We start from the raw sequence: 14,081 nt of genomic DNA, 5'->3' as shown, positions 1-14,081 counted from the left end.
GCGGCTCCCACCAGGTGGACCGTACGCCAGATCACAATGATTGTTAGGGCAACCTAACTTACCGTGGTAGGGGTGAGCCGTTCTCTTCGTGTAGCCATCGTGGGTGCCGGTCCGGCCGGTATCTATGCCGCCGACATCCTCGACAAGTCCGACGCAGACGTGACGATCGACCTGTTCGAGCGCATGCCGGCGCCGTTCGGGCTGATCCGATACGGCGTCGCGCCCGACCACCCCCGGATCAAGGGCATCGTGACCGCCCTGCACAAGGTCCTCGACAAGCCGAACATCCGGCTGCTGGGCAACGTCGACTACGGGACCGACCTGAAGCTCGACGACCTGCGCCAGTTCTACGACGCGGTCATCTTCTCGACCGGCGCCATGGCCGACCGGCAACTGGACATCCCAGGGATCGACCTCGACGGCTGCTACGGCGCCGCGGACTTCGTCTCCTGGTACGACGGGCACCCGGACGTGCCGCGCACCTGGCCGCTGAACGCGACCTCGGTCGCGGTCCTCGGTGTCGGGAACGTCGCGCTCGACGTGGCCCGTGTTCTCGCGAAGACCGCGGACGAGCTGCTCAGCACCGACATCCCGGACAACGTCTACCAGGGCTTGAAGGCCAGCCCGGTCACCGACGTGCACGTGTTCGGGCGCCGCGGCCCGGCCCAGGCGAAGTTCACCCCGCTGGAACTGCGGGAGCTGGACCACTCGCCGAACGTCGAAGTCATCGTGTACCCCGAGGACATCGAGTTCGACGAAGGCAGCATCACCGCGCTGCGGGCGTCGAAGCAGATCGACATGGTCGTGAAGACGCTGCAGGAATGGGCGATCCGCGACCAGGGCGACCGGCCGAAGCGGCTGCACCTGCACTTCCTGCACTCGCCCTGCGAGGTCGTCGGCGAGGACGGCAAGGTGACCGGCCTGCGGACCGAGCGCACCGAACTGACCGGTGACGGCAACGTGCGCGGCACCGGCGAGTTCCACGACTGGGACGTCCAGGCCGTCTACCGCGCTGTCGGCTACCTGTCTTCGCACCTTCCGGAGATCCCGTTCGACCACACCACCGGGACCGTGCCGAACCAGGCAGGCCGGGTGCTGGACATCGACGAGGACCAGGTGCCGGGCGTCTACGTGACCGGCTGGATCAAACGCGGCCCGGTCGGCCTCATCGGCCACACCAAGGGCGACGCGGCCGAAACCATCGCGAGCCTGCTCGCCGACGCCGACAACCTGACCGCCCCGGCGGCGGACGACCCCGACGCGATCCTCGGATTCCTCACCGAACGCGGCGTCCCCTTCACCACCTGGGACGGCTGGGGCAAACTCGACGCCCACGAAAAATCCCTCGGCGCCCCGCACGGCCGGGAACGCGTCAAGGTCGTGGAACGCGACGAAATGACCCGCATCTCCCGCTCTTGACTCACCTACCCAGCCCCCCACCCGTCCCAGGGGGCGGCCCCGAACCCAGTCTACCGGCCAGGAGCGGGGAAAGGGCTGGTCAGCGAGGGTTGTCCACAGTCGGGAAGGGTTGTGGACAACCCGGCCGGAAGGTCACGGAGGGCCCCACGATGTGGGGTCCTTCTTGGCGTTCGGGGGATGAGAGGTGAGCTCCGCAGGCATGTCGCGAAAGCCACTTTCGGGACGTCAGGTGTCGCGAAAGTGGCTTTCGCGACACCCCCGGCCCAGCGAGCAAGCGGGCACGGAGGGGAAAGGGAGCGGAAGTCACGACCCCAGGTAGGCCAAGACCGCGAGAACGCGGCGGTTCGTGTCGTCCGAAGCGACGATGCCGAGTTTCGCGAAGATGTTCGCGGTGTGCTTCCCCACCGCCCCCTCACTGAAGTGCAGCCGCCCCGCGATGGCCGCGTTGGAACAGCCCTCGGCCATCAAACCGAGCACCTCGCGTTCGCGCGGGGTCAGCGCGGCGAGCGGGTCGGAAGCGTTGCCCGCCAACAGTTTCGCGATCACCTCGGGATCCATCGCGGTCCCGCCGCCCGCCACGCGCCGCACCGCGTCGATGAACTGATCCGCGTTGAAGACCCGGTCCTTCAACAGATATCCGATCGCGCCGGTGCCGTCGGCCAGCAGCTCCCGCGCGTAGAGCTGCTCGACATGTTGCGACAGCACGAGAATCGGCAACCCTGGGATGTCTCGCCGCACCGCCAACGAGACCTGAAGACCCTCGTCGGTGAGCGTCGGTGGCATCCGGACGTCGACGACCGAGACGTCGGGCCGATGCGTCCGCAGCGCCCGTTCCAGCTCCGGCCCGGTCCCGACCGCCTCGACGACGTCGAAACCGTGCGCGGTCAACAGATGCGTCAAGCCGTCTCGGAGGAGGTACTGGTCCTCGGCGACGACGCATCGGGGTCGAGCAGGCACGGGATCTCCATGGTCACCTTCGTCGGCCCGCCGAGCGGGCTGGTCAGAGCAAAAGTACCGTCGAACGTGGCCAGCCTGCGTTCGATCCCGCGAATCCCGCTGCCCCGCGCCGCGTTCGCGCCGCCCTTCCCGTCGTCGGTCACCTCGATCCGCAGCAGACCGTCGTCGTAACCCAGCTCGATCGACACTTTTCGTGCCTCACCGTGCTTCGCCGCGTTGCCCAGCAACTCGCTGACAGCGAAGTACGCGCACGCTTCCGCGGGCTGCTCCAGTCGCGGCAGGTCGCCGTTCACCGAAGCCCGCATCGGACTGTCCAGCGCCATCGCCCGCACGGCGTCACCGAGTCCGCGTTCGGACAACACCGGCGGGTGAATCCCGCGCACCAGCAGGCGTAGCTCGGTCAGCGTCTCGGACGACGTCTGCCGCAGCTCCGCGGCCAGCCGTTTCGCCGCGGCCGGATCGCTGTCGATCAGTGCTTCGACGGCGCCCAGCTTCATCCCCATCGCGACCAGCCGCGACTGGACCCCGTCGTGCAGGTCCCGTTCGATCCGCCGCAGCTCGGCGGCCTGCGCGACCGACGCGTCCGTCCGCGTCTGCTTCAGCCGTTCGACGCGTTGCTCCAGCCGCGAAGCCTCCGTCGGTCCCAGAAGCAGCTTCGCGAACTGAGCACCCTTAAGAGCCAGCCACGGCGCCGGGAGCAGCCCGGCAACAAAGGCCGCCACGACCACCGGGGTCATCGCGAGTGCTTGCCAGTGCGTGGTCGCCTCAGACAGTCCGGCCATCGACCACGAGGTGTCCGTCCACCGCGAGATCGGCCGCCAGACCCACAGCGCCAGGAAGCCCCAGAAACCGGAGAACACCAGCGCCGCCGTCGGCACGGCCATCAGTGCCAGCACCACCGAGTTGACCACCGCGGCCGCCATGTCGCGCCAGGTCGCGCGGTCACGGATCGCCCAGCGACAGCGACCGAGCCGCGCCGGCCACCAAGGCGTGTCGTACAGCTGCCTCCCGTACTGGTACATCCCGTCCGGCCGCGGGACGGGGAACGACGGCTCCGGCAGGTAGGGCCGGTCGATCCGGACGCCGGTCCAGTTCTTGGCCTCGCGGCGCAAGGTGTCGGTCACCGACCTGCCCGCGACGACCATCGTCGGGAACAGCGGCCCCGCGACGGGCAGTATGAGCAACGTCGGGATCGCCATCCCGAGCTGCGCGGCCGAGAGCCCGACCAGGCTCAGCTGATAGCCCAACGCCTTCAACCGCGTCTTGACCCAGCCGTCCCCGGAGCGAGCCGGGCGAGGTCCGAGCCACCAGCGCGTCCAGCGCCCGTAGACGCGCAGCGCGACAGGTCCGGTCAGCAGCACGGCGGGCACGAGCACCAAACCGGCGAAGGGGTTCCACAGCTGCCAGCCCAGGTCGCGGCCGGTCGCCGGGTCGTCGGAGATCCACTCGAACCGCTTGGTCCATTTGATGAACCAGGACCGCTTGAACAGGTTGTTCCCCTCGCGGTACCAGCCGTCGCGCTCGCGTTCCGGCTCCGGCGGAGCGGGCCGGTACGGCGGCTCGACTTCGATACCGCACCAGCTTCCGACCAGCCGCCGGGTGAGCGCGGCGCGCGGACGCGTCCCTTCCAGGGCCAGCGTGTACGCGAAGACCAGGCCGACACAGAGCAGGCAGAAACCCACCAGTTCGAGCAGGAGGTCGAGCCAGCTCACCAGGGCGAGGGCCGCGAGCACGAAGCCGCGGCGCACCGAGGTGAGGTACTTCCGAATCATGCGAGAAGTCTCGCGCACCGAACGGCCGGAACGCAGTGACCGCAGCCCCACGAAGGGGGTGGGTCCAGCCCCACCCCGGTTGGGGTTCCAGCGCCATTCTGGCCGAACCCGTTGCGTCATAACGTTTTTCGCATGCCACTCATCGAAGTCACCAACCTCCGCAAGACGTACGGGGAGCACGTCGCGGTCGACGACGTTTCGTTCCACGTGGAACAAGGCGAGATCTTCGGGATCCTCGGGACCAACGGCGCGGGCAAGACCACCACCGTCGAATGCCTCCAGGGTCTGCGCACGCCGGACTCCGGCAGCGTCTCGGTCCTCGGCCTGGACCCGAAAACGGATCACGCGGCACTCAAGCAGCGTCTCGGCTCCCAGCTCCAGGAGAGCCGCCTGCCGGAAAAGCTCAAGGTCCAGGAGGCCCTCGAGCTCTACGCCTCCTTCTACGCCAACCCCGCCGAACCCGGTGACCTGCTCGCGAAACTGGGTCTCACCGAGCAGCGGAACAAGTACTTCGGCAAGCTTTCCGGCGGCCAGAAGCAGCGCGTCTCGATCGCGCTCGCCCTGATCGGCCGCCCCGAGGTCGCCGTCCTCGACGAGCTGACCACCGGACTGGACCCGCACGCCCGCCGCGACACCTGGAAGCTCGTCGAGGGTGTGCGCGACACCGGCGTCACCGTCCTGCTGGTCACGCACTTCATGGACGAGGCCGAACGCCTCTGCGACCGCCTCGCGATCTTCGACGCCGGGCACGTGGTCGCCACCGGCAGCCCGCTCGAACTTCGCGATCGCACCGGAAAGACCTCTTTGGACGACGCCTTCGTGACCCTGACCGGCCGCGACTGAAACGGGAGACAGACCGTGAACACCCTCGCCAAGATCACCTTCACCGAAACGAAACTCGCGCTGCGCTCGCCGACCTGGGTCATCTCGGGGCTGGTGCTGCCGACCGGGTTGCTGCTCGGCCTCGGCGCCATCCCGGCCCTGCGGACGGAGAGCGAGAACACCCCCGGCATGCGGTTCATCGACGCCTGGGTGCCGTCGCTGGTGGTGCTCGCCATCGCGATGATGGGCCTCCAGGCGATCCCCGCCGTGATCGCGGCCTACCGCGAACAAGGAATCCTCCGCCGCTTCGCCACCACACCGGTGCATCCGGCGAAACTGCTGGTGGCACAGCTGATCATCAACGTCACCGTCACGATTGCCGGTGTCGGCCTGCTGATCGTGCTCGGCTCCGCCGTCTTCGACATCCCCGGACCACGGCATCCGCTCGGCTTCCTGCTCGCGTTCGTGCTCGGCACGACGGCGATCTTCGGTTTCGGGCTGATCGCCGCGTCGGTCGCCAAGACCGGCCGCGCGGCGGGCGGGATCGCGATGATCGCCTACCTCCCGATCATGTTCCTCGGCGGCGTCTACCTGCCGCGCCCGTTGCTGCCGTCCGCCATCCAGGACATCGGCGCGTACGTCCCGCCGGGCGTGAAGGCCATGGAAGACGCCTGGACCGGCGCCGGCGCCCAGCCACTGCAACTCGCCGTTCTGGCGGCTTTCGCGGCGGGCAGTTGTGTCGTGGCGGCGAAGCTTTTTCGCTGGGAGTGACGACCGCTTCCGCCAAAGTGGTGATGATGATCGTTTTCTCTTGTGGGCCGAGCCGCGGGTGAGTAGTCAGGAAGACGGCCCACGTTCACTGCGTCTCTCTCGGAGGTCCGATGTCTCTGGATGTATCGCCCGCGCTGCTGGAGAAGGCCGAGCGCGGGGAGGTCTCCGACGCCGAATTCGTCGCCTGTGTCCGGGAATCCCTGCCCTATGCCTGGACCGTGATCACCGGTGTCATCGCGGAGGCCGAGGGCGCATCCGACGGGTTCGCCGACAACGAAACACCGCCGCCGAGCGAAGCCGAACGCGGTCAGCTGCTGCGGGCGCTGGCCTCGGACGCCATCCGCGGCGGGCTCGAACGGCACTTCGGCGTGAAGCTGGCGTTCCAGAACTGTCACCGCGTCGCCGTGTTCAAACGGTCCCAAGTGGACAGTGACCGCTACCGCGCCTTCGTTTCGGTGCGCGGCCAGCTGCTGAACCAGAGCCCGGAACTCCGCGACTGCTAGCCGTTCCGCAGCCCGAAGCACGCTTTCCCGCTGAGGGCTCATCAGCGCAGCGCGGGTAGTACCTCTTCCCCGATCCGCGCGATGTTCTCGAGCGTTCCCTCCGGCGTACCGGACGCTTCCACCATCATGATCACGTGGGAGACCCCGGTGCGCCGGAGGCTTGTTCCCAGCCTGTCGACGCAGTACTGCACGCCGCCGATCGGATGCATCTCGCAGAGCCGATCGGTGTAGGACACCGGATCTTTTTCGAGCCCGCGCCTGCCGTCGAGGTACACGTGCCCGGCGAACCCTTCCTTGAGGGAGCCCGGCAACGCGGACCGCACGACGTCCAGCGCGTCGTCTCCCACCTGGCACATCACCGTCGAGACATGTCCAGCGGCGGAATCCCCGTACGCGGCAAGGGTTTCGATCTTGCCGTCGTCGTCGGTGTGCAGGCCGAGCAGCATCGGCAGCCCGCGCTCGGCGGCGAGCCGGACCGAACTCGATCCGGCGTCCCCGCAGGCCACGACCAGGCGCGGGGCGCGTTCCGGCCGCGGCACCATCGGCACTTCACGGAACGCGAAGTGGGCACCGTCGGCCGAGACGGTCTCCGACGTCATCGCCGCGAGCAACAGATCGAGACTCTCCTCGAACCCCGTCCCGTAGCGGGCCGCCCCGGTGCCGAACACCTCGAGGTCCTGCCATGGCCCGCCGCGGCCGACGCCGATCCGCAGCCGTCCGCCGGAAACCGCGTCGAGCAGCGCCCACTGCTCGGCGAGCGCCACCGGATGCGCGACCGACAGCACGCTCACCGCCGTGCCGACCGTGATCCGCTCGGTGCGGCCGAGCACGTGCGCGGCGAGGGTGATCGCGGACGGGCAGACGCCATAGGGCATGAAGTGGTGCTCGGCGAACCAGACGTCGTCGAATCCGGCCCGTTCGGCGGCGATCGCGGCGTCGACCGACCGGCGCAGGACATCGGCGTCCTCCTGGCCGGGAAACCGCCCGGAGACCAGGAAGACGCCGAACCGCGGGATTACTGGGCGCAACTCGAACTCAGCCACAAGGTCTCCCAAAGGGCGCTCAGCGCCCGACGGAGACTTCACCGTCGAGCGCCCTCTTTCGGCCGAAGGCCACGGAAACTCGATGAAGGGGCGTCTCCGCGCGCAACGCGAGTTGCAAGCGACCCGGCGCCCCTTCGGCGAGTTTCCGTCAGCGCTCGACAGACATCACTGGACGCTCACTTCGTTGAACCACAGCCGCGGCTCCAGCCACGGGAAGACGACGAACATCAGCAGGGCGACGATCCCGAGCGCCAGCACGACCGCCGTCGCCAGCTTCACCGCGAAGGGGCCTGGCAGCTTGCGCCAGATCCAGCCGTACATCAGCGTGCCTCCGAGATCTTGGGCAGCAGTTCGGCGTAGGAGCCGACCTGGTTCTTCGGCACCTGCTGGGTCAGCACCGAGTGGATGATGAGCCGTTCCTTCGCCGAGAACTGCGGGTGACAAGTGGTCAGCGTGAGCAGCGAGACCTGCTCGGCCTTGGGGAGGATCTCCGGATCCTTGTACGGCACCGGGTTCACCGTGTCGCCCTTGGTCGGGAACACGATGCGGCGGCCGTTGGTCTCCCCGTAGGCGCCACCGTCGGCGGCGTTCGGGTCGCGCAGTGTCCCGACGTTCTTGCACTTCGGCTCGGCGCCCTTGCCGGTGGCCCAGCCCTCGACCTCGTCCTTGTACGGCAGCACCTTGTAGATGTAGAAGTCGGTCTGCGTCTCGATGACGATCTGGTCGCAGGAGGCGAGGTTGTCCAGGTCGTTGAACGGCGCGCCCTTGCCGACGCGGTGACCGGCGACCGCGAAGTTGCCCGGTTCGCCCGGCAGCGCGGTGCCCTTGTAGTGGCCGGGGCCGACTTCGAGGGCGGCCTCGGTGGTGCCTTCCTGGATGGTGAAGTTGAAGTCGGCGCCGAACACCGGGATGTGGATCCTGGCGAACGCCTTCCCGTCGACCAGTTCCGGATGCAGCGTCCGGTCCTTGCCCCATTCGCCGTCCAGCTCGGTGCTGGCCTCGGACTGCTTGCCCGCGGAGAAGAGGTCGGTCACGTAGACCTCGTAGACCATGAACAGCAGCACCACCAGGCCGGCGGTGATGAGCAGTTCGCCGACGGTCCGGATGGCGGCGCCGCCCTTGCCCAGCTCCCGAGGCGGCGGGCGTTCCTCGGTCGCGACGTCAGCGGCGACCGGCTCGAAGATGACGGTCTCCTCGGTCGACCCCGGCGGCGCGGGACGACGACGAGGCGGGGGCGCATCGCTCCGGCGGCGCGGTGGCGGACCGTCGAACGACCTGCCCTCCGGCGGCCTCCGGCGAGGCGTCGGCGCCTCTCCGGGTGCGCGACGTGGCACGGCCGCGTCCTCTTGCGGCCTCCGGCGCTGCGCCGGACGGCCCTCACCGGGTGGGCGTCCGGAGTACCGGCGTCGGTCCCCACCCGGCTCTTCCCGCTCAGCCACGCAAAGCTCCTCTATCTCGAACCAAGCCACTGCCGAACCGTGTGTGACACCATTGTCACAGTGCGGGAAATCGACCGGTCCCGGACGGTGCCCAGCGGCGCTCGTTTACGTTAACGTGTGCACGTGGCGCTGGTTGCGCACCCGAAAGCGGGTCATCGCCACCAGGGAAGCCGAACAGTACGCGAGGAACACGATGCCGAAGTCCAAGGTCCGCAAGAAGACGGCGTACACCCCGCCGACCGATCGGCGCACGCCGGTCAAGGTCAAGGCGGCAGGTCCGTCGAACCTTTTCTACAAGATCGTGATGTTCGGCCTCATGTTGATCGGCCTGTTGTGGCTGGTCGTGAACTACATCGCGGGCGACAAGATCCCCTTCATGGCGGATCTGGGCAACACGAACTTCGCCATCGGCTTCGTGCTGATGATCGCCGGGCTGCTCATGACGATGCGCTGGCGGTGAGTATTACTCCGGATGGCGGCTTGACGCCGAATTACACCGGTGTGACTCATCCCCAGTGTGGATAACCCCTGTGGATAACTACCCCACCTCCTGGGCGCCGCAGCAGAACGTTGTGGTAGTGGCCTGGGCGATCACCCTGTTCTTGCTGGCGGGAGTGGCGTGGCTGGCCATCGGCGGCGACGTCGGCGGCACGGTCCTGACGGGGGTCGCGATGGTCTCCGTCGGCGCGCTCGCGCTGCACGGCACCCTGCTCCGTCCCCGGCTGGCCGCCGGTCCAGACGGAATCCAGGCCAGGACCGTGGGCGGCGCGCACCGCTACTCCTGGTCCGAGGCCCGGCTCCGGCTGCGCACGACGCGACGGCTCGGCCGGGACAGCGTGACCCTCGAGGTCGAATCCGGCGACCACCTGCTGGTGTTCGGCCGGATCGACCTCGGCGAGGACCCCAGGGACGTCCTGGACGTCCTCACCGCCCTCAAGGGTCAGGCGTTGTCGTAGTAGTGGACGTCGCCGTTCGGGCCGTGTGACCAGCCCGGAACGGCCGGGCCGACCGCCGGCGGCGCGTACTCCCCGAAGATCTCGTACGGCGAGGCCGGCGAGCAGATCGGGTTGATCTTGACGACGCAGGTCCGCAGCGATCCGCTGAACTTCGCCTTGACGTGCCGGGGCCGCTGGTCCTGGACCACCGCCTGGCCTGCCGTGATCTCCCAGCCGGTGGCCGCGCCCGGCCCCGTCGTGCCGACGGTCTGCGTCGCCACCGAGGAAGTGACGCCGGGATCCCCGAAGCAGATTTTCAACGCCGCATCGACGTAGGCGACACGCAGCGTGATCGCGCTTCCCGAGCCGAGGAAATAGCGTTTGGTGTAGGTCTGGCAGGTTTCCGCGGCCTCGCTGGCCTGCGCGACCGAAGGTGCCAGTGCCGCGGCCATCGCGGCGACGGCCGTGAGCAGGACTGCCTCGCGAATCTTCATCGTGAACCCCCACGTTGTCGATGTTGCCGATCAACATGGAAGTACCCAGCCGTGTTGCTTCCCCACCGGGTCTTCGTATGACCCACTCGGGGGAAGCGGAACTACTCCGGGTAGCAGACGTAGCTGGGCACGCCACGGCTGGTGGTGAGCTCACAGGACGCGGAAATCGTCTGTGAGTCCTTCCAGGCGATGAGCCCGATCATCGCCACGACGACGATCGCGATCCCGCCGATCTGCCATTTGAGCCTGTTCTTTTCCGGCGCGTACAGCAGCGCGAAGGTCGCCAGGAGCCCGGCGACGAAACCGCCCGCGTGCCCGAGGATGGAGATGCCGGGCACCTGGAACGTGATGAAGACGTTCAGGCCCAGGATCACCAGCAGCCAGGTCGGATTGAGCCTCAGCTTGATGACGATGACCGTGTACGCGCCGATGAGCCCGAAGATGGCGCCGGACGCGCCGACCACCGGGACGGCGTCGAGGCCGCTGAACACCAGGTTCGCGGCCGAGCCGCCGATCATCGAAACGAAGTAGAGCACCGTGAACGGGACGCGGCCGAGCGCGGTCTCCAGCGGGCGGCCGACGAACCACAGCGAGAAGGCGTTGCTCGCGATGTGCAGCAAGCCGAACTGCAGGAAGCCCGAGGTGAAGATCCGCCACCACTCGTTGCCTGCCAGCGTCGCCGGGTTCCACAGTTCACCGAACTGGAAGAGGTCCGAGAAGTTGTTGTTCGAGATGCTGCCGGACTGGGCGACCGTGATGAAGAAGATGACGACGTTGAGCGCCAGGAGGACCGGCGTCACGACAGCCGTCCGGGGCGGCTGGGCGCCGGCGAGGGTGCGCGCGCCGTAACCGGCGTCGCGATACTGCTTCTGCTGGGCGCGGTCCTGCTGGCGGCCCATCTGGACGCAGTCGGTGCACTGGAAGCCCACGGCTGCTTCACGCAGGCAATCCGGGCAGGCCGGACGCTCGCAGCGCGAACAGCTCAGCCCTGTCTGCCGGTTCGGGTGCCACCAGCAGCCGGGCATGGCGGCCTGCTGGTACTGGGGATTCGGTGGTTGGCTCACGATGCCACCAACCTACCGAAATCCCCCGTAACCGGCTTCGTGATCAGCGGGTGATGCTGACCTTCTCGATGACGACGTCCTGCAGCGGGCGGTCGGCCGGACCGGTCGCGGTGCGGCCGATCGCGTCGACGACGTCGCGGGAAGGCTGGTCCGCGACCTCTCCGAAGATGGTGTGCTTGAAGTTCAGGTGCGTCGTCGGCGCGACGGTGATGAAGAACTGCGAGCCGTTGGTGCCGGGTCCGGCGTTGGCCATGGCCAGCAGGTACGGCTTGGAGAACTGGAGCTCCGGGTGGAACTCGTCGCCGAATTTGTAGCCGGGTCCGCCGCGACCGGTGCCCGTCGGGTCGCCGCCCTGGAGCATGAAGCCGTCGATGACGCGGTGGAAGATCGACCCGTTGTAGAACGGGCCCGAGTTCTCGCCCTGCGCGTTGGGCTGCGTGTACTCCTTGCTGCCCTCGGCGAGCCCGACGAAGTTCGCGACCGTCTTCGGCGCGTGATCGGGGAACAGGTTCAGGTTGATGTCACCCTGGTTGGTGTGCAGAGTGGCCTTCAGCGCGCCACCAATGAGGGATCCCTTGCTTTCAGTCACGAGCTTCATCGTGCCATCTGCGGCAAGATCTGGGGAAAAGGGGCACGATAGGTTACAAGCAACGAAGCAGAATCAAAACGATTGATGAGGTGAAGGCCATGACCCGGGCCGCAGATTCGGTGAGCGAGTCGGCGAAGGCCGGCGCGCTCGGCCTGCGCAAACGTGCTGTCGAGGCGGGTAAGGAAGCCACCGCCCACGCCGTAGAGGTAGCCGAGCAGAAGCTCTCCGAGAGCGCCGGTGAGATCGCTAAGACCAGCCGTCGTGCGCGCAAGAAGCTCGCGAAGAAGACGGAACTGACCCGCAAGGAGCTCAAGCGCAGCTCGAAGGCGGCTCGCAAGGAGGCGCTGGCCAGGCTTTCCGAGATGCGGAAGCCGGGCAGGAAGGCACGCAAGGCCGCCATCCTGGCCGCGAAGTCCGCCGGTGAGTCCAAGCGCCGGGGCAAGAAGGACTTCAAGGCGGCGAAGAAGGACTTCCGGGCCGCGCTCGTGGAGGCGAAGACCGCTGCCAAGGGGACGCGCAAGCGTCGTCGCTGGCCGTGGGTCATCGGTATCGCGGTCATCGGTGCCGGTGCCGCCTACACGCTGCGTTCGAAGCAGGAGCCGCCGGTCGCGCCCGCGCCGCCGAAGGCTCCGCCCGCTCCTCCGGCCAAGCCCGCCGCTCCGGCCGCGGCCGCTCCGAAGCCCGCCGCCGCGAAGCCCGCCGCTTCCGGTCCGGCTGGGGGTTCGGGTGAAGCCAAGCCCGCGACCCCGAAGCCCGCCGCCCCCAAGAACGGGCACCAGGCCTCGACCAGCTCCGCCGACAAGAAGAACTGACGCCGGATCCTCTTCTGCTTGTCGCCAGGGCCGTCCAGTGACCCACAAGGTCGCTGGACGGCCCTTTCACGCTCCGGACGTCAGTTCGTAGCCCGCTTCTTCGACGGCGGCACGGATGTCATCGATGTCGAGGGCCTTGTCGCCGGTCACCGTGACCGTGCCCTGCTCGACGTCCACCGCCACGGCGGTGACTCCCGCGATGTGCTCGATCTCTTCGGTGACGAAGCCCGCGCAGTGCCCGCAGACCATTCCGCTCACGCCATAGGTGGTCGTGCTCATGCCGTCACCGTTTCGGCGGGGACGGTGCGGGTGAGGGTGTGTCCTCGCCGCATCCGGCCGTCGGGCGTGAACTCCCCGAAGAAGTACACCTCCATGGTGAGGTCCCGCTTGCGATTGGTCACGTACAGAGTGCTCCGGGCGGCGATCCGGTCCCCGTTCACCACTGCTTCGTGCACCTCCATCCGCCCGGTCGGCCGGTTCTTGCGTACCGGGCGGGTGTGCGCGATGAGCTTGTCCCGGTCCATCCGGTGCCCGTCGGCGAACTGCACGATGTCCGGCGTGTGGTAGCGGTCGACGATCACGCCCGCGTCTTCGTCGCTGTTCACCAGTTCGTCGTGGAAGGACCGGTGGAAATCCGCGATGAACGTCTTCGGGTCGGCGTCGGTGAAGGGCTTCATGGTGCTCCTGCTCCAAGCCATGCGAAAGATCTCTTACACGATGTAAGATATCCACGACCCGTCAACTTTGACAAGGTGTAAGAGATGACTCGATCCCGTCGTTCGGACGCCCAGCGCAGCAGGACCTCGATCCTGGATGCCGCGCTCAAGAAGCTCGGCACTGATCCCGACGCCGGCGTCGAAGCCATCGCCACGGCCGCAGGCGTGACCCGGCAAACGGTCTACGCCCACTTCCCTTCGCGCGGGGAACTGCTGTCGGCGGTGCTCGACCGGATCACCGAGGAGGCTGTCGCCGCGATGGACGCCGCGGACCTCGATGACGGCCCCGCCGCGGACGCGCTGGTGCGTTTGCTCGAAGCCGCCCGCAGGACGTCCGGGCGTTATCCCGCGCTACTCGGGAAGATCAATTCCCTGCCCGCGCCCCCACCCGACGACCGGCGACGCCACGAACCGGTCGCCGACCGGCTGGCGCGCATCATCGAGCGAGGCAAGGCGACGGGCGAATTCGACGCCCGGCTGCCGACCGGCTGGCTGGTGGCAGTCATCGTCAAACTCGGTCATGCCGCCGCCGAAGAAACCGACTCCGGCCGCATCCCCCACACCGAAGCCACCGACGCCCTGCACACCACCCTCCACCGAATCCTCACCGCCACGAAGATCCCGACGACCAACTAAGTACCGAGGTCGTTCGTTGCCGAAGATCAACGCGCCCAACAACAGCACCGGCGGACTGTCTCGCCGAAAGCGCGCCAGCGCGACGGCGAGACTTCACCGATCGCGCCCT

Annotated in this window: 18 protein-coding genes; 8 read left to right on the top strand and 10 right to left on the bottom strand. The window is 67.9% G+C overall.

Annotation, left to right across the window (positions count from 1 at the left end):
• Nucleotides 1-99 precede the first annotated feature (99 nt).
• Nucleotides 100-1,419 (top strand): FAD-dependent oxidoreductase, encoded by a 1,320-nt coding sequence (locus AMYAL_RS0117965; RefSeq protein ID WP_020632692.1) that lies wholly within the window; start codon nt 100-102, stop codon nt 1,417-1,419.
• A gap of 303 nt (nt 1,420-1,722) precedes the next feature.
• On the opposite strand, the gene AMYAL_RS0117960 is transcribed toward AMYAL_RS0117965, so the two are convergent.
• A complete protein-coding gene (locus AMYAL_RS0117960) occupies nt 1,723-2,376 on the bottom strand; it encodes a response regulator (RefSeq protein WP_026467193.1) in 654 nt (217 codons plus the stop codon).
• Nucleotides 2,316-4,148: a sensor histidine kinase gene (locus tag AMYAL_RS0117955; RefSeq protein WP_020632690.1), complete on the bottom strand. Its 1,833-nt coding sequence runs from the start codon at nt 4,146-4,148 to the stop codon at nt 2,316-2,318. The genes AMYAL_RS0117960 and AMYAL_RS0117955 overlap by 61 nt, the downstream gene beginning before the upstream one ends.
• Before the next feature lie 132 nt (nt 4,149-4,280).
• On the opposite strand from AMYAL_RS0117955, the gene AMYAL_RS0117950 reads away from it, so the two are divergent.
• The 3 genes from AMYAL_RS0117950 to AMYAL_RS0117940 all read left to right on the top strand — a co-directional run bounded on the left by AMYAL_RS0117950 (nt 4,281) and on the right by AMYAL_RS0117940 (nt 6,244).
• Complete coding sequence (locus AMYAL_RS0117950; protein WP_020632689.1) at nt 4,281-4,991, top strand: ABC transporter ATP-binding protein; 711 nt, start codon at nt 4,281-4,283, stop codon at nt 4,989-4,991.
• A 15-nt stretch (nt 4,992-5,006) separates the two neighbouring features.
• The gene (locus AMYAL_RS0117945; protein ID WP_020632688.1) at nt 5,007-5,741 is read left to right on the top strand and encodes an ABC transporter permease; all 735 of its coding nucleotides are present in this window, start codon (nt 5,007-5,009) and stop codon (nt 5,739-5,741) included.
• Between the two features lie 110 nt (nt 5,742-5,851).
• On the top strand, nt 5,852-6,244 hold the full coding sequence (locus AMYAL_RS0117940; protein ID WP_020632687.1) for an SCO5389 family protein: 393 nt from the start codon (nt 5,852-5,854) through the stop codon (nt 6,242-6,244).
• A gap of 41 nt (nt 6,245-6,285) precedes the next feature.
• On the opposite strand, the gene AMYAL_RS0117935 is transcribed toward AMYAL_RS0117940, so the two are convergent.
• From AMYAL_RS0117935 to AMYAL_RS0117925, 3 genes are all read right to left on the bottom strand, one after another.
• Complete coding sequence (locus AMYAL_RS0117935) at nt 6,286-7,287, bottom strand: LLM class flavin-dependent oxidoreductase (RefSeq protein WP_020632686.1); 1,002 nt, start codon at nt 7,285-7,287, stop codon at nt 6,286-6,288.
• A gap of 165 nt (nt 7,288-7,452) precedes the next feature.
• Nucleotides 7,453-7,608, bottom strand: a complete 156-nt coding sequence (locus AMYAL_RS49255; protein WP_005161850.1) for a hypothetical protein — start codon at nt 7,606-7,608, stop codon at nt 7,453-7,455.
• Complete coding sequence (locus AMYAL_RS0117925) at nt 7,608-8,726, bottom strand: class E sortase (protein ID WP_084702127.1); 1,119 nt, start codon at nt 8,724-8,726, stop codon at nt 7,608-7,610. Before AMYAL_RS0117925 ends, AMYAL_RS49255 begins: the two co-directional genes overlap by 1 nt.
• 193 nt (nt 8,727-8,919) lie before the next feature.
• Here AMYAL_RS0117925 and crgA point away from each other — a divergent pair, with 193 nt between their 5' ends.
• Together crgA and AMYAL_RS0117915 are read left to right on the top strand one after the other, a co-directional pair.
• Nucleotides 8,920-9,186 carry a cell division protein CrgA gene (gene crgA, locus AMYAL_RS0117920; protein ID WP_005161856.1) on the top strand — a complete coding sequence of 89 codons (267 nt, stop codon included), beginning with the start codon at nt 8,920-8,922 and terminating at the stop codon, nt 9,184-9,186.
• A gap of 118 nt (nt 9,187-9,304) precedes the next feature.
• Nucleotides 9,305-9,682 (top strand): PH domain-containing protein, encoded by a 378-nt coding sequence (locus AMYAL_RS0117915; protein ID WP_020632683.1) that lies wholly within the window; start codon nt 9,305-9,307, stop codon nt 9,680-9,682.
• Here the strand turns inward: AMYAL_RS0117915 and AMYAL_RS0117910 are convergent.
• The 3 genes from AMYAL_RS0117910 to AMYAL_RS0117900 form a co-directional block, all read right to left on the bottom strand.
• On the bottom strand, nt 9,667-10,155 hold the full coding sequence (locus AMYAL_RS0117910; protein WP_020632682.1) for a hypothetical protein: 489 nt from the start codon (nt 10,153-10,155) through the stop codon (nt 9,667-9,669). The two genes, AMYAL_RS0117915 and AMYAL_RS0117910, sit on opposite strands and share 16 nt — an antisense overlap.
• 101 nt (nt 10,156-10,256) lie before the next feature.
• The gene (locus tag AMYAL_RS0117905; RefSeq protein WP_026467191.1) at nt 10,257-11,219 is read right to left on the bottom strand and encodes a rhomboid family intramembrane serine protease; all 963 of its coding nucleotides are present in this window, start codon (nt 11,217-11,219) and stop codon (nt 10,257-10,259) included.
• A gap of 43 nt (nt 11,220-11,262) precedes the next feature.
• Entirely contained in the window at nt 11,263-11,817 is a 555-nt protein-coding gene (locus AMYAL_RS0117900; protein ID WP_020632680.1) for a peptidylprolyl isomerase, read from the bottom strand.
• 89 nt (nt 11,818-11,906) lie between these two features.
• On the opposite strand from AMYAL_RS0117900, the gene AMYAL_RS0117895 reads away from it, so the two are divergent.
• Nucleotides 11,907-12,620, top strand: coding sequence for a hypothetical protein (locus AMYAL_RS0117895; RefSeq protein ID WP_020632679.1), 714 nt, complete (start codon nt 11,907-11,909; stop codon nt 12,618-12,620).
• 66 nt (nt 12,621-12,686) lie between these two features.
• Here the strand turns inward: AMYAL_RS0117895 and AMYAL_RS0117890 are convergent, their stop codons facing one another.
• A complete protein-coding gene (locus tag AMYAL_RS0117890) occupies nt 12,687-12,899 on the bottom strand; it encodes a heavy-metal-associated domain-containing protein (RefSeq protein WP_020632678.1) in 213 nt (70 codons plus the stop codon).
• Entirely contained in the window at nt 12,896-13,297 is a 402-nt protein-coding gene (locus AMYAL_RS0117885; protein ID WP_020632677.1) for a nuclear transport factor 2 family protein, read from the bottom strand. Before AMYAL_RS0117885 ends, AMYAL_RS0117890 begins: the two co-directional genes overlap by 4 nt.
• A gap of 84 nt (nt 13,298-13,381) precedes the next feature.
• On the opposite strand from AMYAL_RS0117885, the gene AMYAL_RS0117880 reads away from it, so the two are divergent.
• On the top strand, nt 13,382-13,972 hold the full coding sequence (locus AMYAL_RS0117880) for a TetR/AcrR family transcriptional regulator (RefSeq protein ID WP_020632676.1): 591 nt from the start codon (nt 13,382-13,384) through the stop codon (nt 13,970-13,972).
• Nucleotides 13,973-14,081 lie beyond the last annotated feature (109 nt).

The organism is Amycolatopsis alba DSM 44262 (assembly GCF_000384215.1).
GTDB classification, from domain to species: domain Bacteria; phylum Actinomycetota; class Actinomycetes; order Mycobacteriales; family Pseudonocardiaceae; genus Amycolatopsis; species Amycolatopsis alba.
Note: the sequence above shows the minus strand (reverse complement) of the source record. Positions and strands in the feature narration are given on the sequence as shown.